Source organism: Pseudonocardia nantongensis, from assembly GCF_046546495.1.
GTDB lineage: Bacteria > Actinomycetota > Actinomycetes > Mycobacteriales > Pseudonocardiaceae > Pseudonocardia > Pseudonocardia nantongensis.
In genome coordinates this window covers 153,028-171,897 of record NZ_JBKGXT010000001.1, presented here as the reverse complement: position 1 = coordinate 171,897, position 18,870 = coordinate 153,028, and the positions used below count along the sequence as shown (strand labels likewise).

21 protein-coding genes are annotated in these 18,870 nt (G+C 73.0%); 15 read left to right on the top strand and 6 right to left on the bottom strand.

Annotated elements, in window-relative coordinates; genetic code table 11:
* Positions 1–5: 5 nt before the first annotated feature.
* Together ACLFMI_RS00795 and ACLFMI_RS00790 are read right to left on the bottom strand one after the other, a co-directional pair.
* Positions 6–1,154 (bottom strand): thiolase family protein, encoded by a 1,149-nt coding sequence (locus ACLFMI_RS00795; RefSeq protein ID WP_410945732.1) that lies wholly within the window; start codon positions 1,152–1,154, stop codon positions 6–8.
* Between the two features lie 127 nt (positions 1,155–1,281).
* Positions 1,282–1,668, bottom strand: a complete 387-nt coding sequence (locus ACLFMI_RS00790) for a hypothetical protein (protein WP_410945731.1) — start codon at positions 1,666–1,668, stop codon at positions 1,282–1,284.
* Between the two features lie 182 nt (positions 1,669–1,850).
* Here ACLFMI_RS00790 and ACLFMI_RS00785 point away from each other — a divergent pair, with 182 nt between their 5' ends.
* From ACLFMI_RS00785 to ACLFMI_RS00715, 15 genes are all read left to right on the top strand, one after another.
* Positions 1,851–3,314 carry an MFS transporter gene (locus tag ACLFMI_RS00785; RefSeq protein ID WP_410945730.1) on the top strand — a complete coding sequence of 488 codons (1,464 nt, stop codon included), beginning with the start codon at positions 1,851–1,853 and terminating at the stop codon, positions 3,312–3,314.
* 120 nt (positions 3,315–3,434) lie between these two features.
* Positions 3,435–4,511, top strand: a complete 1,077-nt coding sequence (locus ACLFMI_RS00780; protein ID WP_410945729.1) for an NADH-quinone oxidoreductase subunit B family protein — start codon at positions 3,435–3,437, stop codon at positions 4,509–4,511.
* Positions 4,512–4,515: 4 nt separating this feature from the next.
* Positions 4,516–6,321 carry a nickel-dependent hydrogenase large subunit gene (locus ACLFMI_RS00775; protein ID WP_410945728.1) on the top strand — a complete coding sequence of 602 codons (1,806 nt, stop codon included), beginning with the start codon at positions 4,516–4,518 and terminating at the stop codon, positions 6,319–6,321.
* Positions 6,321–6,836 carry a NifU family protein gene (locus tag ACLFMI_RS00770; RefSeq protein WP_410945727.1) on the top strand — a complete coding sequence of 172 codons (516 nt, stop codon included), beginning with the start codon at positions 6,321–6,323 and terminating at the stop codon, positions 6,834–6,836. The genes ACLFMI_RS00775 and ACLFMI_RS00770 overlap by 1 nt, the downstream gene beginning before the upstream one ends.
* Entirely contained in the window at positions 6,833–7,477 is a 645-nt protein-coding gene (locus tag ACLFMI_RS00765; protein ID WP_410945726.1) for a DUF5947 family protein, read from the top strand. Before ACLFMI_RS00770 ends, ACLFMI_RS00765 begins: the two co-directional genes overlap by 4 nt.
* Positions 7,474–8,172: a DUF6084 family protein gene (locus ACLFMI_RS00760; protein WP_410945725.1), complete on the top strand. Its 699-nt coding sequence runs from the start codon at positions 7,474–7,476 to the stop codon at positions 8,170–8,172. Before ACLFMI_RS00765 ends, ACLFMI_RS00760 begins: the two co-directional genes overlap by 4 nt.
* A complete protein-coding gene (locus ACLFMI_RS00755; protein WP_410945724.1) occupies positions 8,165–9,661 on the top strand; it encodes a hypothetical protein in 1,497 nt (498 codons plus the stop codon). Before ACLFMI_RS00760 ends, ACLFMI_RS00755 begins: the two co-directional genes overlap by 8 nt.
* Positions 9,658–10,254, top strand: a complete 597-nt coding sequence (locus ACLFMI_RS00750) for a hydrogenase maturation protease (protein ID WP_410945723.1) — start codon at positions 9,658–9,660, stop codon at positions 10,252–10,254. The genes ACLFMI_RS00755 and ACLFMI_RS00750 overlap by 4 nt, the downstream gene beginning before the upstream one ends.
* Entirely contained in the window at positions 10,251–10,358 is a 108-nt protein-coding gene (locus tag ACLFMI_RS00745) for a DUF6893 family small protein (RefSeq protein WP_410945722.1), read from the top strand. Before ACLFMI_RS00750 ends, ACLFMI_RS00745 begins: the two co-directional genes overlap by 4 nt.
* A 74-nt stretch (positions 10,359–10,432) precedes the next feature.
* Positions 10,433–10,729 (top strand): HypC/HybG/HupF family hydrogenase formation chaperone, encoded by a 297-nt coding sequence (locus ACLFMI_RS00740; protein WP_410945721.1) that lies wholly within the window; start codon positions 10,433–10,435, stop codon positions 10,727–10,729.
* A gap of 10 nt (positions 10,730–10,739) precedes the next feature.
* Entirely contained in the window at positions 10,740–11,867 is a 1,128-nt protein-coding gene (gene hypD / locus ACLFMI_RS00735) for a hydrogenase formation protein HypD (RefSeq protein ID WP_410945720.1), read from the top strand.
* On the top strand, positions 11,864–13,111 hold the full coding sequence (hypE, locus tag ACLFMI_RS00730; RefSeq protein ID WP_410945719.1) for a hydrogenase expression/formation protein HypE: 1,248 nt from the start codon (positions 11,864–11,866) through the stop codon (positions 13,109–13,111). The genes hypD and hypE overlap by 4 nt, the downstream gene beginning before the upstream one ends.
* 25 nt (positions 13,112–13,136) lie before the next feature.
* Complete coding sequence (locus tag ACLFMI_RS00725) at positions 13,137–13,508, top strand: hydrogenase maturation nickel metallochaperone HypA (RefSeq protein WP_410945718.1); 372 nt, start codon at positions 13,137–13,139, stop codon at positions 13,506–13,508.
* Positions 13,509–13,708: 200 nt separating this feature from the next.
* Positions 13,709–14,392, top strand: a complete 684-nt coding sequence (hypB, locus tag ACLFMI_RS00720; protein WP_410945935.1) for a hydrogenase nickel incorporation protein HypB — start codon at positions 13,709–13,711, stop codon at positions 14,390–14,392.
* Between the two features lie 14 nt (positions 14,393–14,406).
* Positions 14,407–14,760 carry a glyoxalase superfamily protein gene (locus ACLFMI_RS00715; protein ID WP_410945717.1) on the top strand — a complete coding sequence of 118 codons (354 nt, stop codon included), beginning with the start codon at positions 14,407–14,409 and terminating at the stop codon, positions 14,758–14,760.
* Between the two features lie 184 nt (positions 14,761–14,944).
* Here ACLFMI_RS00715 and ACLFMI_RS00710 read toward each other — a convergent pair whose 3' ends face one another.
* The 4 genes from ACLFMI_RS00710 to ACLFMI_RS00695 are packed head-to-tail and all read right to left on the bottom strand — an operon-like array spanning position 14,945 to position 18,819.
* Entirely contained in the window at positions 14,945–15,598 is a 654-nt protein-coding gene (locus ACLFMI_RS00710; RefSeq protein ID WP_410945716.1) for a D-sedoheptulose-7-phosphate isomerase, read from the bottom strand.
* Positions 15,595–16,296, bottom strand: coding sequence for an SIS domain-containing protein (locus ACLFMI_RS00705; RefSeq protein ID WP_410945715.1), 702 nt, complete (start codon positions 16,294–16,296; stop codon positions 15,595–15,597). Before ACLFMI_RS00705 ends, ACLFMI_RS00710 begins: the two co-directional genes overlap by 4 nt.
* A gap of 19 nt (positions 16,297–16,315) precedes the next feature.
* Positions 16,316–18,640: a carbamoyltransferase HypF gene (gene hypF / locus ACLFMI_RS00700; protein WP_410945714.1), complete on the bottom strand. Its 2,325-nt coding sequence runs from the start codon at positions 18,638–18,640 to the stop codon at positions 16,316–16,318.
* Positions 18,637–18,819 carry a HypC/HybG/HupF family hydrogenase formation chaperone gene (locus ACLFMI_RS00695; RefSeq protein WP_410945934.1) on the bottom strand — a complete coding sequence of 61 codons (183 nt, stop codon included), beginning with the start codon at positions 18,817–18,819 and terminating at the stop codon, positions 18,637–18,639. The genes hypF and ACLFMI_RS00695 overlap by 4 nt, the downstream gene beginning before the upstream one ends.
* Positions 18,820–18,870: the final 51 nt, after the last annotated feature.

Genomic DNA, 18,870 nt, shown 5'->3' with positions numbered 1-18,870 from the left:
CGGCCTCAGAGCAGCTCGAGGATGGTGGCGTTGGCCTGCCCGCCGCCCTCGCACATGGTCTGCAGTCCGTAGCGGATGCCGTTGTCCCGCATGTGGTGCACCAGGGTGGTCATGATCCGGGCGCCGGACCCGCCGAGCGGGTGGCCGAGCGCGATCGCGCCGCCGTTGGGGTTGACCCGCTCCGCGACCGCGGCGTCGTCGCCTGCGATGTCGGCCAGCCAGGCCAGCGGCACCGGCGCGAACGCCTCGTTGACCTCGAACGCGCCGATCTCGGACGGCGACAGGCCGGACTTCGTGAGTGCCTTCTCGGTGGCCGGGATCGGTGCCGTCAGCATGATCACCGGGTCGGCACCGGCGAGGACCGCGGTGTGCACCCGCGCGATCGGGGTCAGCCCCAGCTCCTTGGCCTTCTCGCTGGTCATCATGAGCAGCGCGGCGGAGCCGTCGGAGATCTGCGAGGAGTTGCCCGCGTGGATGGTGCCGCCCTGGTCTGCGTCCTTGAACACCGTCTTCAGCTGCGCCAGGCCCTCCATGGTGCCGCCACGGCGGACGCCCTCGTCGGCGCTCACGTCCGCGATCGGGGCGATCTGGGCGTCGAACCGGCCGTCGTCCTGTGCGGCCGCGGCGCGCTCGTGCGAGAACAGGGCGAACTCGTCGAGCTGGGTCCGCGAGAAGCCCCACTTCTCGGAGATCATCTCGGCGCCGACGCCCTGGTTCGGGAACGCGCCGTAGCGCTCCATGAACGCCCCGCCGAACGGGTTCTGCTCCATCAACGCGGAGCCCATCGGCACCCGGGTCATCGACTCGACCCCACCGGCGACGGCGACGTCGTACTGGCCGGCGATCAGCCCGGCCGCGGCGAAGTGCACCGACTGCTGGCTGGACCCGCACTGGCGGTCCACGGTCACGCCGGTCACGGTCTCCGGGAACCCGGCGGCCAGCACCGCACTGCGGCCGATGTCGAAGGTCTGCTCGCCGGCCTGGGACACGCAGCCCCAGATGACGTCCTCGACCTCGGCGGCGTCCACGCCGGCCCGCTCGACGACGGTCTTCAGCACATGTGCGGACAGGTCGGTCGGGTGCACCCCGGCCAGACCGCCCTTGCGCTTGCCGACCGGTGTGCGCACGGCCTCCACGATGACTGCGTCTCGCACGTCCCACGCTCCCTCGCGACGGGTGTCCGGCGCCCGGTGCGCCGTCCGGTCCGACGGTAACAGAAACAGTCAGCACTGACTGTGAGGTCGCCGGTTGAGCCGCGTCACACGGAGTCGGGGCGGTACGTCAGATGCCGGAGCCCTCGGGGTTCGCCTCGCCGGCCGGCCGGTCGCTCCGACCCTTCTCCTCGGCGTCGTCACGGTCCGGGGCCAGGTCCTCGGCTCCGGCCGTCAGGTGCTCGCCCACCCCCAGCGCGGGCTCGGGCCGGGTGTCCACCGCCGAGGTACCGGTGCGCTCCTCCTCCGAGATGGGACGGTCCGAGCCGGGCTCGGGGGCGTAGCTCGCGTCGAACGCCCGGTGCACACCCTCGGCCTGCCCCGCCGAGTTCGCCGTGTCGTCTCCCCTGCTCTCCGCCAGCGGGTCGCGCGGCGGGTCGTCGCCGCCGTGCTCGGGGCCCCTGCTGGCGCCCCCGCCCGGCATGTCGGCCGCACCGGGCCGGTCGTCGTTCGTCATCGCCCGCCTCCGAATTTCGCTCGAATGGGAACTCCGCGTTCCCACTATGACGCGGTTCACACCCGCATCGGGTGGGTTCCGGCGGGTACGTTCGGGCCTCCGCTGTCCGGTCGTTCTCCCGGGGAGGCCCCGTGACCGAGCCCTCCCCCCACCGAGCGTCCGGTCCGGAGACGGGGATCCGGATGGGCACCGCGCGGGGCCGGTGGGTACTGCTGACCACGGTGCTGGGGTCCGGTCTGGCGATGCTGGACGCCACCGTGGTCAACGTCGCCCTGCCGCGGATCGGCACCGACCTCGGGGCGGGCTTCGCCGGGCTGCAGTGGACGATCAACGCCTACACCCTGACCCTGGCCGGCCTGATCCTGCTGGGCGGCTCGCTCGGCGACCGGTTCGGGCGGCGCCGGGTGTTCCTGATCGGGGTGGTGTGGTTCGCCGCGGCATCGCTGGTGTGCGGGTTGGCCTGGAACATCGAGGCCCTGGTCGCCGCCCGCGCCCTGCAGGGCGTCGGCGGGGCGCTGCTGACCCCGGGAAGTCTGGCGATCATCTCCGCGTCGTTCTCGGGGCCGGACCGGGCGGCGGCGGTCGGGGCGTGGTCCGGGCTCGGCGGGGTCGCCGGAGCGATCGGCCCGTTCGTGGGCGGCTGGCTGGTGGAATGGAGCTGGCGGGCGGTGTTCCTGATCAACGTGCCGTTCGCGGTCGTGATCGTGGCCGTCGCGCTGCGCCACGTCCCGGAGACCCGCGACCCGCGGGCCGCCCCACAGCTCGACGTGGCCGGCACCCTGCTGGCGGTACTCGGACTGGGCGCGCTGACCTGGGCGCTGACCGCGGCCGGAGAGAGCGGCCCGGATCCGCTGGTGCTCGGCACCGCCACGGCCGGGCTCGCCGCGCTGGGGTTGTTCGTGCTCGTCGAACGGCGCTCCCGCCACCCGCTGGTGCCCGGTGACCTGTTCGCCGACACGCGGTTCACCGCGACGAACCTGGTCACCCTGGTCGTGTACGCGGCGATGGGCGTGGTGTTCCTGCTGCTGGTGCTCCAGCTCCAGGTCGTGGCCGGGTTCAGCCCGCTGGCAGCGGGCACCGCGCTGCTGCCGGTGACCGCGCTGATGCTGCTGTTCTCCGCACGCGCCGGCGCGCTGGCCGCGCGGATCGGCCCACGGACGCCGATCACCGCGGGTCTCCTCGTCGCCGCCACGGGCATGTTGTTGCTGCTGCGCGTCGACGCCGATGCGTCCTACGTGTTCGACGTGCTGCCCGCGATGCTGGTGTTCGGACTCGGGCTGTCCGCCATGGTCGCGCCGCTGACCGCCACCGTCCTCGACTCCGCCGAGGACCGGCACGCCGGGGTCGCCTCCGGGGTGAACAACGCCATCGCCCGCGCCGCCGGGCTGCTCGCGGTCGCCGTGGTGCCGGCAGCGGTCGGGCTGACCGGTGACGACTACACCGACCCGACCGCCCTCGCCGCCGGGTTCCGCAGCGCGATCGGGCTGTCCGTCGGGCTGCTGGCGGCCGGCGCCCTGCTGGCCTTCGCCCTGATCCGCGGTCCGCTCCACGCCGCGCCGGCCCGGGGCCGCGCTCCCCTGCGGCACTGCGCGGTCACCGGGCCGCAGATCCACCCCCGCGCCCCCTCCGGGGAGCCGCGCCGGTAGGTGTCGTGGACACCCTGTGCCGGCGCACCTAGCTGTCCGGGCCACTTACACCGCACGGCCCAAGGTAGCTACAACGTGATCCCACGTGACTCCCACCACACATCCCGAGGCGGGCCATTCATGTCAGAACCGAACGCGGCACCCGACGAGTCCGGTCAGGACGGGGCGGCCGATGCCCCGGTGCACATCCTCTGGATCAACGCCGGGTTGAGCTGTGACGGGGACTCCGTCGCGCTCACGGCGGCCACCCAGCCCAGCATCGAGGAGATCGCGCTCGGCGCGCTGCCCGGCCTGCCGCGGGTGGCCGTGCACTGGCCGCTGATCGACTTCGAGGCCGGCCCGACCGGCAGCAAGGACGACTTCCTGGAGAACTTCTTCCGGGCCGAGCGCGGCGAGCTGGACCCGTTCGTGCTCGTCGTCGAGGGGTCGATCCCGAACGAGGCGATCAAACCCGAGGGCTACTGGTGCGGGTTCGGCAACAACCCGGTGACCGGCCAGCCGATCACCACCAGCGAGTGGCTGGACCGGCTCGCGCCGAAGGCGCTGGCGATCCTCGCCGCGGGCACCTGCGCCACCTACGGCGGGATCCACGCGATGGCCGGCAACCCGACCGGCGCCATGGGGGTGCCGGACTACCTGGGGTGGAACTGGAAATCGCACGCCGGGCTCCCGATCGTCTGCGTGCCCGGGTGCCCGACCCACCCGGACAACCTGTCCGAGACGATCCTCTACCTGCTCTACCAGGCCACCGGGGCCGCACCGATGATCCCGCTGGACGACGCGCTGCGTCCGACCTGGCTGTTCGGCCACACCGTGCACGAGGGCTGCGACCGCGGTGGCTACTACGAGCAGGGCCAGTTCGCCACCGAGTACGGCCAGCCGGAGTGCATCGTCAAGCTCGGCTGCTGGGGCCCGGTGGTCAAATGCAACGTGCCCAAGCGCGGCTGGATGAACGGGGTGGGCGGCTGCCCGAACGTGGGCGGCATCTGCATCGGGTGCACGATGCCCGGCTTCCCGGACAAGTTCATGCCGTTCATGGACACGCCTCCCGGATCGCTGGTCTCGGGCACCACCAGCAAGGCGGTCGGCAGCGTGATGACCCGCCTCCGCAAGATCACCGAGAAGAAGCTCGACGCCGAGCCGAAGTGGCGGCACAGGGGTCGCGAGCTGACCACCGGCTACTCGAAGGTCTGGTGAACCGATGACCGCCACCGAACCGCAGCACGCGAAGGCCGGTGAGGACACCACCGGCCTCACCGAGATGTCCTGGGACCCGATCACCCGGATCGTCGGCTCGCTCGGGATCTACACGAAGATCGATTTCCCGAACCGGCGGGTGGCCGAGTGCCACTCCACGTCGTCGATCTTCCGCGGTTACTCGATCTTCATGAAGGGCAAGGACCCGCGGGACGCGCACTTCATCACCAGCCGGATCTGCGGGATCTGCGGGGACAACCACGCGACCTGCTCGGTCTACAACCAGAACATGGCCTACGGCGTCCGGCCGCCGCACCTCGGTGAGTGGATCATCAACCTCGGCGAGGCCGCCGAGTACATGTTCGACCACAACATCTACCAGGAGAACCTGGTCGGGGTGGACTACTGCGAGAAGATGATCGCGGAGACCAACCCCGGGGTGCTGGAGCTGGCGAACGCCACCGAGGCCCCGCGCGGCGCGGCGCACGGGTACCGGACCGTCGGCGACATCATGCGCGCGCTGAACCCGTTCACCGGCGAGTTCTACCGGGAGGCGCTGCAGGTCAGCCGCTACACCCGGGAGATGTTCTGCCTGATGGAGGGCCGGCACGTGCACCCCTCCACGCTCTACCCGGGCGGGGTCGGCACGCACGCCACCATCCAGCTGTTCACGGACTACTACACGCGCCTGATGCGGTACGTGGAGTTCATGAAGAAGGTCGTCCCGATGCACGACGACCTGTTCGACTTCATGTACGTCGCGCTGCCCGGCTACGAGGAGGTCGGCCGCCGCCGGGTGCTGCTGGGCTGCTGGGGCTCGCTCAACGACCCGGAGCACTGCGACTTCGACTACCGGACCATGACGAACTGGGGCCGGAAGATGTTCGTGACCCCGGGCATCGTGGTGGACGGCAACCTGGTCACCACCGACCTCGTCGAGATCAACCTCGGGATCCGGATCCTGCTCGGGCACTCCTTCTACCGGGACTGGGTGGATCAGGAGCCGTTCGTGCGGACCGACCCGCTGGGCAACCCGGTGGACATGCGGCACCCGTGGAACCAGCACACGATCCCGGAGCCGCAGAAGCGCGACTTCGACGACAAGTACTCCTGGACGATGTCCCCGCGCTGGTTCGACGGGAAGGACTTCCTGCCGCTGGACACCGGCGGCGGCCCGATCGCCCGGCTCTGGCCGACCGCGCTGGCCGGGCAGGTGAACACCGAGTTCGTCCGCTCCACCGGCTACAGCGTGGTGATCAACCTGCCGCGCACCGCGCTGAAGCCCGAGGTGAGCTTCGAGTGGATGCCGCCGAAGGACTCGACGGGCGCGCCGCTGTCCAACGCGCTGGAGCGCAACCGGGCCCGCACCTACTTCCAGGCCTACGCCGCCGGCGTCGCACTGCACTTCGTCGAGAAGGCGCTCGCCGAGGTCCGTGGCGGGAACTCGAAGACCTGGGAGAAGTTCACCGTGCCGGACGAGGCGGTGAGCTGCGGGTTCACCGAGGCCGTGCGCGGGGTGCTCTCGCACCACATGGTGATCCGGGACGGGAAGATCGCGAACTACCACCCGTACCCGCCGACGCCGTGGAACGGCAGTGTGCGTGACCAGTTCGGCACACCCGGCCCCTACGAGGACGCGGTGCAGAACACGCCGATCTTCGAAGAGTCCCGCGGGGAGGACTTCAAGGGGATCGACATCATGCGCGCGGTGCGCAGCTTCGACCCCTGCCTGCCCTGCGGCGTGCACATGTACGGCGGCGGCGTGGACCGGCAGGTCACGCACTCCCCCGGCTCGCTGAACGCCGTCTGATGACAGCACAGTCCGACCAACAGGACCCCGCGCACGTCGCGGAGCGCCTCGAGCAGGTGCTCGACGGGCTCGATCCCTCGGCCCGGACGGCCGGCGAGGAGCTGGTGCGGCTGCTGATGCGGTTCTACGGCGCCGGCCTGGAGCAGGTGGTGGCGATCAGCCGGGCCGCGACCGGGGACGCCGCCGTGCACCGGCTGGCGGCCGACCCGCTGGTCGGCGGGCTGCTCGCGCTGCACGACCTGCATCCGGTCGAGATGCGGGCGCGGGTCGAGCACGCGGTGTCGGTGGCCAAGCGCAAGCTCGGCAGCCACGCCGGCGACGCCGAACTGCTCGGGATCGACCCGGACGGCACGGTGCGGGTGGCGCTCTCGGCAGGCGGCTGCGGGGCGGAGACCGTGCGCGAGGTCGTCTCCGAGGAGGTGACCGCAGCCGCGCCGGACAGCGCCGGGGTGTCCTTCGTGGTGGCCGAGGCGGGTCCGACGCTGCTGCAGATCGGGATGCGGGCCGGCTCGTGAGAGGGCTACGCCGCTTCCTCGTCGACCCCGCCGAGGCGCGGGTGGAGCGGTGCGAGCTGTGCGCCACGCCGGTCCCGTCGGAGCACCCGCACCTGGTGCAGGTGGCCGAGCGCCGGATACGGTGCGCGTGCGGGCCCTGTGCCTTGCTCTTTGATCATCACAGCCTGTTCGACACCCCGGGGGCGGGCGGGGGTGGGTACCGGAGGGTGCCGGACCGGTACCGGGCGGATCCCGCCTTCCACCTCGACGACGCGCAGTGGGACGCCCTGCAGATCCCGGTCGGCATGGTCTTCTTCCTGCGCAACTCCGCGCAGCCGACCGAGGACGGGCAGCCCCGGGTGATCGCCTGCTATCCGAGCCCGGCCGGGGCGACCGAGAGCGAGCTGAGCCTGGACGCCTGGACCGACGGGGTCGGCGCGACCGCACTGGCCGGCGAGCTGGAGCCGGACGTGGAGGCGCTGCTGGTGCGGCGCGAGCCGACGGAGTGCCTGCTGGTCCCGATCGACGCCTGCTACCGGCTGGTCGGGCTGGTCCGGCTGCGCTGGCGCGGGTTCGACGGTGGCGGCGACGCGCGCACGGCGATCGAGGACTTCTTCCACGACGTCCGGTCGCGGGCCCGGACGCTGGAGAACCGATCGTGACCGGGCTGCGCTTCGCCTGCACCGGGTCGCGGCCCGAGCCGTGGGCGGCCGGGCCGTCGCTGCAGCTGGACCTGCGGGTCGACGACGGGACCGGGCGCCGCGTGCACGCGGTGGCCCTGCGGGTGCAGATCCGGATCGACCCCCGCGGGCGCCGGTACTCCGCGGCGGAGAAGACGCGGCTGACCGACCTGTTCGGGGACGCGCATCGCTGGGGCGGCACGCTCACCCCGCTGCAGCTGGCCACGGTCCCGGTCATGGTGCCCTCGTTCAGCGGGTCCACCACGGTGGCGGTGAACGTCCCGCTCAGCTACGACCTCGAGGTCGCGGCCGGGCGCTACCTGCACGGCCTCGACGGCGGCGGTGCGGATGCGGGCTCCGCATCCGCACCGCCCGGAGCCGATGCCCCACCCGACGTGCCGCTCGTGCTGCTGTTCTCCGGGACGCTGTTCTACGCCGGCGACACCGGCGTGCAGGTCGGGCTGGTGTCCTGGCAGGAGGAGGCACGGCACGCGTTGCCGGTCGCGGTCTGGCGGGCGGCGATGGACGAGCACTTCCCCGACCAGGGCTGGCTGCGGCTGCGCCGCGACACCCTGGACCGGCTCGCCGACTACCGGTCCGCGCACGCGGTGTCCTGGGACGACGCGGTGGACCGGCTGCTCAAGGAGCAGGAGAGCACGGGGGCCGGCGATGGATGACTTCGACGAGATCGCCGCCGTCGCGGACGCCGTGCTGTTCGAGGGCTACCTGCTCTACCCGTACCGCGCCTCGGCGCAGAAGAACCGGGTCCGCTGGCAGTGGGGCGTGCTGATGCCCGGCGGGTATGGCACCGGCGGAACGGGCACGGGCTCCGGCGAGACGAGCAGCCAGCGCGTCGAGTGCCTGGTCGAGCCGCGCCGGCCGGACGCCCGGCTGGCCGTGCGGGTGCGGTTCCTGCACCTGGAGCAGCGCTCGCTGACCGACGCCGGAGGCCGCGAGGTCCAGACGCTGGATGTCGGCGACATCTGCCACCTCGCGTTCGACGAGGGCGTCCCCGAGCAGGTGGACGCCACGCTGGGATTCGGAGCCACGGGAGCCGAGGGGCTGCGCTCCGGGACGAAGGTGCCGATCGCGGTCCCGGGGACGCGGACGGTCGAGGAGCTGACCCACCCCGACGGCACCCCGGCGGGCCGGGTCGTGCGGACCCGCGCGCCGCTGTCCGGCACCGTGGCGCTGCGCGCGAGCGAGGTTCCCGGCCCGTACAACGTGCTGCGCCTCGAGCTGACCGTGCGCAACGACGCGGTCGCCGCACCGGGCACGTCCCGGGACGCGGCCCTGCGCACCGCGCTGATCGGCACGCACACGATGCTGGCCGTCTCCCCGGGCGCGTTCCTGTCCCCCACCGACCCGCCGGAGTGGGCCGCCGCGCTGGTCGCCGGGTGCGCGCACGAGCACGCGTGGCCGGTGCTGGCCGGACCGCCAGAGCGCTCCGACCTGCTGCTGTGCACCCCGATCATCCTCTCCGACCATCCGCAGCTGGCCCCGGAGAGCAGCGTGAACCTCTTCGACGGCACCGAGAACGACGAGATCCTCACCCTGCGCACGATGGTGCTCACCGAGGCCGAGAAGGCCGAGGCGCGGGCCACCGACCCGCGCGCGGCCGCGATCGTGGACGCGGTGGACGCGCTGCCCCCGGAAATGCTCGAACGCCTGCACGGGGCGATCCGGTCGCTGGAGCCCCCGCGCGCGGGGGGTGCCGGCGTCCCCACGCTCGTCACCCCGGGCTCCGGCTCCGCCGGTCCCTCGGTCGGCGCCGACTCCCCCGCCGCCGCGCCGCCCGCGTCCGTCCCGTGGTGGGACCCGGGCGCCGACTCCGCGGTGGACCCGGAGACCGACTCGGTCGCGGTCGGCGGCGTCGAGGTCTCCCGCGGCAGCGCCGTCGTACTGCGGCCCGGGCGCCGGCCCGAGAGAAGCGCAGGCGGAACGAGCATCGGCACCGAGAGAAGCGCATGCGGAACGAGCATCCGCACCGACGCCCAGGACGCGTTCCTGGCCGGGATGCGCGCGACCGTGCAGGCCGTGGTGCACGACGTGGACGGCGGCGTACACGTCGCCGTGTCGGTGGACGACGACCCCGCCGCCGAGCTGCAGCTCGCGCACGGCCGCTTCCGCTACTTCCGCCCGGACGAGCTGGAGCCGGCCCGATGACCGGGGACCGGGTGCTGGTGGCCGGCATCGGCAACGTGTTCCTCTCCGACGACGGGTTCGGCGTCGAGGTGGCCGGCCGGCTGGCCGCGCGCGGCGGGCTGCCCGCCGGGGTGGAGGTCGCCGACATCGGCATCCGCGGGGTGCACCTGGCCTACCGGCTGCTCGACGGCTACCGCGGCCTGCTGCTGGTGGACACCGTGCACCGGGACGGCCCGCCCGGCACGCTCTACCGCCTGGAGCATTCCTTCGCCGAGGGCGACGAGCCCGGCGGCCGTGATCCCGGCGGTCGCGAGCCCGGTGGCCGTGATCCCGGCGGTCGTGAGCCCGGCGGCCGTGAGCCCGGCGGAATCGAGCTCGACGGGCACGACATGAACCCGGACGTCGTCCTCGGGCTGCTGCGGGATCTGGCCGCGGCCACCGACGTCGGATCGCCGGTCGGCCGGGTGCTCGTGCTCGGCTGCGAGCCGGCGCGCATGGACGAGGGGATCGGCCTGTCCGAGCCGGTCGCCGCGGCCGTGCCGCCGGCACTGGTCGCCGTCGACGACCTGGTCGAGCTGCTGCTCGCACCGATCCCGGAAGGAGCCCGTCCATGAAGTTGCTCAAGGTCCTCGGCCTCGCCGCGCTCGCCGGTGCCGCGGTGGCCGCCTACGCGTCCCGGGCCGAGATCGAGCGCTACCGCAGGATCCGGCAGATGTAGGGACCCACGGGGGCTCCGCCCCCGTGCACCCCCGAAGGGCGCGGTGGGGACGCGCACGACGAAGGGAGTCGGGAATGTGCCTGGGGATCCCCGGCGAGGTGGTCGAGCTGATGGACGGCCACACCGACCTCGCCATGGTCAGCGTCGAGGGTGTGCAGCGGGCGGTGAACATCGGGCTGCTGCGCGAGGAGTCCCCGGACGGCACGACGACGCTGGACCTGCGTCCCGGCGACTGGATCCTGATCCACGTCGGATTCGCGCTGTCCAAGATCGACGAAGCCGAGGCCAAGGCGTCGCTGGAGTGGTTGACCGGCGTCGGCGACGCCTACACCGACGAGCTCGACGCGCTGCGCGCATCCGACATCGCCTGAGGAGGCGGCCATGAAATTCGTGGACGAGTTCCGGGACGCCGGTACCGCTCGGGCACTGGCAGGCGAGATCGCCGCGCTGTGCGAGCCGGGCCGGCACTACACGTTCATGGAGGTGTGCGGCGGGCACACGCACACCATCTACAAGCACGGGCTGGAGGACTACCTGCCGGAGACCGTGTCGCTGGTGCACGGCCCGGGCTGCCCGGTCTGCGTGATCCCGATGGGCCGGGTGGACGACGCGATCGCGCTGGCCGAGCAGGACGACGTGATCATGACGTCGTTCGGGGACATGATGCGGGTGCCGGGCGGTCGCGGGTCGTTCTTCGACTCCAAGGCTGCCGGCGCCGACATCCGGATGGTCTACTCGCCGCTGGACGCGCTCAAGATCGCCCGGAGGAACCCGGACAAGCGGGTGGTCTTCATGGCGATCGGCTTCGAGACCACCGCCCCCTCGACGGCGATGACCGTGCTGCGGGCCGCCGCCGAGAAGCTCGACAACTTCTCGATCTTCTGCAACCACGTCACGATCCTGCCGGCGATCAAGGCCATCCTGGACTCGCCGGACCTGCGCCTGGACGGGTTCATCGGACCCGGACACGTCTCCACGGTGATCGGCTGCCGGCCGTACGAGTGGATCCCGCGCGACCACGGCAAGCCGCTGGTCACGGCGGGCTTCGAGCCGCTGGACATCCTGCAGTCGGTCTACCAGCTGCTGCTGCAGCGCAAGGAGGGCCGCTGCGAGGTGGAGAACCAGTACGCCCGGGTCGTCCCGTGGGACGGCAACCCGAAGGCGCTGCAGGTGATCTCGCAGGTGATGGAGCTGCGCCCGCACTTCGAGTGGCGCGGGCTCGGGTTCATCCCGTCCTCGGCGCTGCGGGTGCGCGAGGAGTTCGCCGCGTTCGACGCCGAGCGGATCTTCGACGTGCCCGGCGTGCGGGTCGCCGACCCCAAGGCCTGCCAGTGCGGCGAGGTGCTCAAGGGCGTGCTGAAGCCGTGGGAGTGCAAGGTGTTCGGCACCGCGTGCACGCCGGAGACGCCGATCGGCACCTGCATGGTCTCGTCCGAGGGCGCGTGTGCGGCCTACTACAACTTCGGCCGGTTCTCCCGGGAGCGGGTCAAGGAGGCGACCCGGACATGACCACGCACGAGATGGGGCGTGGCGTCGCCCGAGCTCGCGAGGGCGCCATCGAACAGAGTCCGGTCCGGGCGAACTGGGCCGAGCAGGCGGTCGCCGACGCCGAGGCCGCCGAGCAGCAGGCCCACCCGCATCCCGGCACCGCGCACCGCAGCCGGGAGCAACAGGTGCTGGACCGGATCGCCAAGGCCCGCGCCCGCAAACCGAAGATCAAGGAAGAGCGGATCACGCTGTCCCACGGCGCGGGCGGCAAGGCCACCCAGACGCTGATCGAGGCGTTGTTCCTGGACGCGTTCCGGAACCCGGTGCTCGAGCAGCTCGAGGACGGCGCGTCGCTGCGGCTGCCCGGTACCGACGCGGCCGGTCCCGTGGCCGGGCGGCTGGCGTTCACCACGGACTCCTATGTGGTCTCACCGCTGTTCTTCCCCGGCGGCGACATCGGCGACCTGGCCGTGAACGGCACGGTCAACGACCTCGCGATGACCGGTGCCCGGCCGCTGCACCTCTCGGCCGGATTCATCCTGGAGGAGGGTTTCCCGGTCGCCGACCTGCGCCGGATCGTCGCCTCGATGGCCGCGGCGGCCGAAGCGGCAGGCGTGCAGATCGTCACCGGGGACACCAAGGTCGTGGAGCGGGGCAAGGCCGACGGCTGCTACGTGAACACGGCCGGCATCGGCGTGCTGGAACGGGAGTTCACGCTCTCCGCGGGCGCCGCCCGTCCCGGGGACCGGGTGCTGGTCTCCGGGCCGATCGGCGATCACGGCATCACGGTCATGCTGGCCCGCGGCGAGCTGGACATCACCGCGGACATCGGCTCGGACACCGCGCCGCTGCACGGGATCACCGCCGGTCTGCTGGACGCGGCCGGTGACGGGGTCCGCTGCCTGCGCGACGCGACCCGCGGCGGGGTGGCCACGATCTGCAACGAGGTCGCAACCGCCTCGCAGGTCGCCGTGGTGCTGGACGAGAAGGCGGTCCCGGTCCGGCCGGTCGTGAACGGGGCCTCCGAGCTGCTCGGCATCGACCCGCTCTACGTCGCCTGCGAGGGACGGCTGGTCGCCGTCGTCGCCCCGGAGCGGGCGGACGACGCGCTGGCGGCGCTGGCCGGGCACCCGCTCGGCGAGGGTGCGGCGATCATCGGCACGGTCGGCGAGGACCCGCCCGGGCTGGTGCTGCTCAAGACGTCGTTCGGCGGAACCCGGATCGTGGACCTGCTGGTCGGCGACCCGCTGCCGCGGATCTGCTGATCGGCCCGGGAGGGAGTGCGCTGCCGTGCACGAGCTGTCGATCACCCAGAGCGTGGTGGACGCGATCGCCGAGAAGCTGGGCGACGTGCCGGTGCGCCGGGTCCGGCTCGAGGTCGGGAGGTTGTCCGGGATCGTGCCGGACGCGATGGCGTTCTGCTTCGAGATGGTCACCGCGGGCACCGGACTGGAGGGCGCCGAGCTGCAGTTCGACCGTCCGCCCGGGGGCGGGGCCTGCCGCACCTGCGGGCTGGAGTTCGACACCGGCGAGGTCCTGCCGCTGTGCCCCTGCGGCAGCGCCGACGTCGCGGTGACCGGGGGTACCGAGCTGCGGATCAGGGAAGTGGAGGTGATCGCGGCATGTGCGCCACCTGCGGATGCTCCGACGACGCCGGGGTGAGGGTGATCGACCCACGGGCCGTCGGGCACGGGCACGAGCACGACAGCGGCCACGACCACGGGCACGGCGGCGACCACGGGCACGGCGGCGACCACGACCACGGCGCCCCCGGTCACGCCGTGGCGTCACCGACGCACGCCGACCCACGGCCCCTCGGGAGCGGGAACGGCGCCCCGAGCGAGGATCTCGGCTCACGGACCGTGTCGCTCGAGGTCGACCTGCTGTCCAAGAACGACGCCCTGGCCGAGCGCAACCGGCGCTGGCTGGGCGAGCACGGCGTGCTGGCGCTGAACCTGATGAGCTCGCCCGGCTCGGGCAAGACCACGCTGCTCGAACGCACGATCCGCGACCTCGGTGCGTCCCGGCCGTGCGCGGTGCTGGAGGGTGACCAGGAGACGCTGCTCGACGCCGACAGGATCACCGCGACCGGCGCCCGCGTCGTCCAGATCAACACCGGCGCCGGCTGTCACCTGGACGCGGACATGGTCCTGGGCGGCCTGCACACGCTCTCCCCCGAGCAGGGCTCCCTGCTGTTCGTGGAGAACGTCGGGAACCTGGTCTGCCCGGCGCTCTTCGACCTCGGCGAGTCCGCCCGCGTCGTGATCATTTCGGTGACCGAGGGCGCCGACAAGCCGCTGAAGTACCCGCACATGTTCCGCACCGCCGACCTGATGATCGTCAACAAGATCGACCTGCTGCCGCACGTCGACTTCGACGTCGCCCGCTGCGTGGAGTACGCGCGCCGGGCCCGTCGCGGGCTCGAGGTGCTGGAGGTGTCCGCCACCCGCGGCGACGGGCTGCCCGGATGGTACGACTGGCTCGCGCGGCGCCGACCCGGGCGTGACCGAGCCGGCAGCGCTCACGATCATCGATCCGGACGGTGAACGGAAGAGAGCACATGCGTGCCAACCGCATCACGGCCAACCTCCGGGTGGCCGACGTCGACGCGGCGAAGGGCTTCTACGCCGACTACCTCGGGCTGAGCACCGAGGAGTTCAACATGGGGTGGGTGGCCCGCTACACCTCTCCGGAAACCGGGGCGAACATCCAACTCGTCACGCGTGACGCCACCGCGTCCGAGGACTCGGTCGTCTCCGTGCACACGGACGACGTCGACTCCGCCTACGCGGAGGCGCAGGGTCTGGGCTTCGAGATCGTACGCCCGCTGACGACCGAATCCTGGGGCGTGCGCCGGTTCCTCGTCCGGGCGCCGGACGGCAACGTCGTCAACATCGTGGGGCACCGCGCCTGATGTGGAGGGGCTCCGATCCGGTCGTCGGCCCCGCGGGATCGGTGTGGGTCATGCTCGCCCTTCACCTCGTCAGCGCGGCGCCCTGCCGGCCTGCGCCTATCCGGGCGAGTCTGCGACCTCGAGTCGGCTCGAGGTCAATGACGGCATCGCCACCAGGTCGTGGTGTCCGAGAGCAGGGTTGCGCTCAGGACCGGTCGAGCCGCTCGCAGACCTGTTCCCACAGCACCTGGTAGACGGTGGTCTGGGCCTCCTGGATGCGGTGCACCGAATCCGACGGCATCACGAACAGGTGGTCCACCCGGCCGCTGTCGAATGCCTCCACCAGCGCGCCGCCGCCACCGCCGGCGAGCGCGACGGTCAGCATGCCGATCTCGTGTGCCGCGTCCAGGCCGCGCAGCACGTTCTCCGAGCCACCGCTGGTGGACAGCCCGAACGCGATGTCCGCGGGCCGCCCGGTCCCGCGCAGCGGCCGGGCGAACACGACGTCGAACGACACGTCGTTGGCCAGCGCGGTCAGCGAGGCGACGTCGGCGGGCAGCGCCAGCGCGGGGAGCGGCGCTCGCCCGGGGCCGGGGTCACGGTAGAGCGTGGCCATCGCCAGCGCGTCGGTGCTCGACCCGCCGTTGCCGAACGCGTGCAGCCGCCCACCCCGGACGAACCGCGCGGCCATCCCCGCCGCGCACGCCTCCAGCGCGGCGGCGTGGCGGTCCAGCACCGCCGACCGCAGCCGCCCGATCTGGGCCACCTTCTCCCGGGTCGAGCGCGCGACGTCGGCCAGCAGCTCGTCGTCCCGAGCCGGCCGGGTGGTCAGGAACGGGTACAGGTCGTCGGTCGTCATCGCGGTCCCCCGTCGGTGCTGATACTCGTTCCGCCGGCGCTGCTCTCGGTGCTGATACTCGTTCCGCTGGCGCTGCTCTCGGTGCTGATACTCGTTCCGCTGGCGCTGCTCTCGGTGCTGATACTCGTTCCGCCGGCGCTGCTCTCGGTGCTGATACTCGTTCCGCTGGCGCTGCTCTCGGCGAGGAAGACGTGCACCAGTTCCCAGAGCACGTGGTAGGCCGTGACGTGCGCCTCCCGCACGACCCGCGGATCGCCGGACCGGACGACGACCAGGTGGTCCACGCCGTCGGCGGCCGCCACCGCGCCGCCGTCGCCACCGGTCAGGGCGACGGTCAGCAGGCCGCCGGCGACCGCCCGCTCCAGTGCCGCGGCCAGGTCCGGATCGTCACCGTCGACCGACATCGCGAGCAGCACGTCGTCCGGCTCACCGAACAGCTCCACCGAGTCCGCCGAGCCGCCGTCGGGCAGGGCCAGCGCGGGCAGCGCCCGGGTCCCGACGATCACCGGGTGCACGAACTCGACGACGACGTGCGCGACGTCGGCGGCGGAGAGACCCCGCCCCGCGGCCAGCAGCCGCCCACCGGCCCGGAACCGTTCGGCCATCCCCCGGCAGGCCGCGGCCAGCCGGTCGGCATCGGCGTCCAGGCCGGACACCGGACCGGCCCGCCTGGCGAACGCTTCGGTCACCGTGGTCACGGGTCACCACCTCCTCGGATCATGCCGACAGCGGGTGTCCGGGAAGGCTCGCGGCGGCGACCGCGACCTGCCCGAGGCTGATGCCGGCGTCGTTGCACGGGACCCGCGAGTGCACCAGCACCCGCAGGCCCTCCCGTTCCAGCGCGGCCCGCACCGCCTCGAGCAGCAGCTGGTTGGCGAACACCCCACCGGAGAGCGCCACGGTGTCCCGGGTCAGGGCCCGCGCGGCCCCGGCGGCGGTCCCGGCGAGCAGTCCGGCCAGCCCGTGGTGGAACCGGGCGGCGACCACCGGCACCGGGGCACCGGCACCCAGGTCCGCGAGCACGGCCCGGACGAGCTCCCCGGCCGGCAGCACGGACGGCAGCGCCACCGGTCCGTCCGATCCGGACTCCGGCGCCGGCACCGGGTAGCCGGAGGTGACGGCCGGGTCGGCCACCCGCTCCAGTTCGATCGCCGCCTGCCCCTCGTAGCGCACCCGGTCCCGGACACCGCAGAGCGCGGCGACCGCGTCGAACAGCCGCCCGGCGCCGGAGCTCACCGGCTGCGGCAGCCGGCCCGCGTGGTGCGCGTCCAGCAGGCGCGCCACCCCGTCCCACCCCGGGCCGGCACGGTCGGCGAGCGCCGGGTGCTCCGACCCGACCGCGCGCAGCCAGGCCGCCGCGACCCGCCACGGCTCCCGGACCGCGGTCGTCCCGCCGGGCAGCGGGACCGGTTCCAGGTGCGCGAGCCGGGTGAAGCCGGACAGCGACACGTCGAACACCTCGCCACCCCAGAGGGTGCCGTCGGTGCCGAACCCGGTGCCGTCGCAGGCGATCCCGATCGCCGGGCCGGTCTCGCCGTGCTCGGCCAGGCAGCCGGCCAGGTGCGCGTGGTGGTGCTGGACCCCGACGAGCGCGACGCCGTCCCGTTCCGACGCCCACTTCGTCGACAGGTACTCCGGGTGCAGGTCGTGCGCGAGCACCGCCGGTTCGACGTCGAGCATCCGGCCCAGGTGCGCGACGCCGTCGGTGAAGGCGTGCAGGGTCGCGGCGTTCGCGAGGTCCCCGACGTGGTGCGACACGAACGCCTCGGACCCGCGCAGCAGGCAGAACGTGTTCTTCAGCTCGGCGCCGCAGCCCAGCACCGGGATCGGGGAGGTCACCGGGAGCCGGACCGGTTCCGGCACGAACCCGCGGGCCCGCCGCACCGGGTGGGGCCGGCCGCGGACCACCCGCAGCACCGAGTCGTCGGCCCGGGTGCGGATCGGCCGGTCGTGGGTCAGGAACGCGTCGGAGATCGGGGCGAGCCGGGCCTCCGCGTCGTCGTCACGGTGCGCGATCGGTTCGTCGGAGACGTTCCCGCTGGTCAGCACGATCGGTTCGGCCAGATCGTGCAGCAGCAGGTGGTGCAGCGGGGTGTAGGGCAGCAGCAGGCCGAGGTGCCGGTCGCCGGGTGCCACCTGCGGCGCGAGGCCGTCCCCGGATCGGCGGGCCAGCAGCACGATCGGCGCCCGGTGCGAGCCGAGCAGCGCGGCCTCGGCGTCGTCCACACGGCACAGTTCTCTGGCCGCGGCGGGTCCGGGCACCATCACCGCGAACGAGCGGTCCTCGCGGTGCTTGCGGGCACGCAGGGTCGCGACGGCCGCCGGGTCCCGGGCGCGGGCCGCCAGGTGATAGCCGCCGAGTCCCTTCACCGCGACGACCGCGCCGTCCCGCAACGCGTCCGCCGCCGCCGTCACCGGGTCGGCGTCCGCGCCGGACCCGCCCCGGAAACGCAAGACCGGGCCGCAGTCCGGGCAACACACCGGCTGGGCGTGGAACCGGCGGTCGGCCGGGTCGTGGTACTCCGCGGCGCAGGACGGGCACATGGTGAAGCCGGCCATCGTCGTCGCGGCGCGGTCGTAGGGCACCCCGGTCACGATGGTGAACCTCGGCCCGCAGTTCGTGCAGTTGACGAACGGGTGCCGGTAGCGGCGGTCCGCAGGGTCGAACAGTTCGGCGACACAGTCCGCGCAGGTGGCGGTGTCCGGCGGCACTCGCGTCGGGGCCCGGCCGGTCTCGACGCTGGGCGCGATGGTGAACCCGGACCCGCCGCGGGCCGGGACCGGGACCACCTCCACCGCGCTCACCGCCGCGAGCGGCGGCGGCCGCTCGCGCACCTCCCGGACCAGCTCGTCGAGCGCCTCGACCGGGCCCTCGACCTCGATCAGCACGCCATGCTCGTCGTTGCCGACGGTGCCGGACAGGGCCAGTCCGGTGGCCAGCCGGTGCACGAACGGCCGGAACCCGACGCCCTGCACGATGCCGGTCACCCGCACCACCCGCCGCTGCGCCTGCCGCACCGGGGCGTTCGCGGGGGTGCTCACGGCGCGGCCCGCCCGATCGCCTCGCCCGCGTGCACGAGCACCCGGTCGCCGACCACCGCGGCGTCGACCAGCGCGACGCTGACCTCCTCCCGGGTACCGGCGTCGGTGTCGACCAGGGCCAGCCCGTCCGGCAGCAGGACGGCGACGGTCACCGCGACCGCGGCGTCCGAGCAGGTGATGCACTCCGGTCCGGAACAGGCCGGAGGCGGCTCGGCGTCGGCGGTTGCGGG

Bases quoted from the DNA above. Each gene is read 5' to 3' on its own strand.
- ACLFMI_RS00770 (WP_410945727.1), top strand. From the start codon at position 6,321: ATGACAGCACAGTCCGACCAACAGGACCCCGCGCACGTCGCGGAGCGC.
- ACLFMI_RS00790 (WP_410945731.1), bottom strand. From the start codon at position 1,668: ATGACGAACGACGACCGGCCCGGTGCGGCCGACATGCCGGGCGGGGGC.
- ACLFMI_RS00775 (WP_410945728.1), top strand. From the start codon at position 4,516: ATGACCGCCACCGAACCGCAGCACGCGAAGGCCGGTGAGGACACCACC.
- ACLFMI_RS00750 (WP_410945723.1), top strand. From the start codon at position 9,658: ATGACCGGGGACCGGGTGCTGGTGGCCGGCATCGGCAACGTGTTCCTC.
- ACLFMI_RS00785 (WP_410945730.1), top strand. From the start codon at position 1,851: ATGGGCACCGCGCGGGGCCGGTGGGTACTGCTGACCACGGTGCTGGGG.
- ACLFMI_RS00780 (WP_410945729.1), top strand. From the start codon at position 3,435: ATGTCAGAACCGAACGCGGCACCCGACGAGTCCGGTCAGGACGGGGCG.
- ACLFMI_RS00755 (WP_410945724.1), top strand. From the start codon at position 8,165: ATGGATGACTTCGACGAGATCGCCGCCGTCGCGGACGCCGTGCTGTTC.
- ACLFMI_RS00710 (WP_410945716.1), bottom strand. From the start codon at position 15,598: ATGACGACCGACGACCTGTACCCGTTCCTGACCACCCGGCCGGCTCGG.
- ACLFMI_RS00715 (WP_410945717.1), top strand. From the start codon at position 14,407: ATGCGTGCCAACCGCATCACGGCCAACCTCCGGGTGGCCGACGTCGAC.
- hypE (WP_410945719.1), top strand. From the start codon at position 11,864: ATGACCACGCACGAGATGGGGCGTGGCGTCGCCCGAGCTCGCGAGGGC.
- ACLFMI_RS00740 (WP_410945721.1), top strand. From the start codon at position 10,433: ATGTGCCTGGGGATCCCCGGCGAGGTGGTCGAGCTGATGGACGGCCAC.
- hypD (WP_410945720.1), top strand. From the start codon at position 10,740: ATGAAATTCGTGGACGAGTTCCGGGACGCCGGTACCGCTCGGGCACTG.
- ACLFMI_RS00745 (WP_410945722.1), top strand. From the start codon at position 10,251: ATGAAGTTGCTCAAGGTCCTCGGCCTCGCCGCGCTCGCCGGTGCCGCG.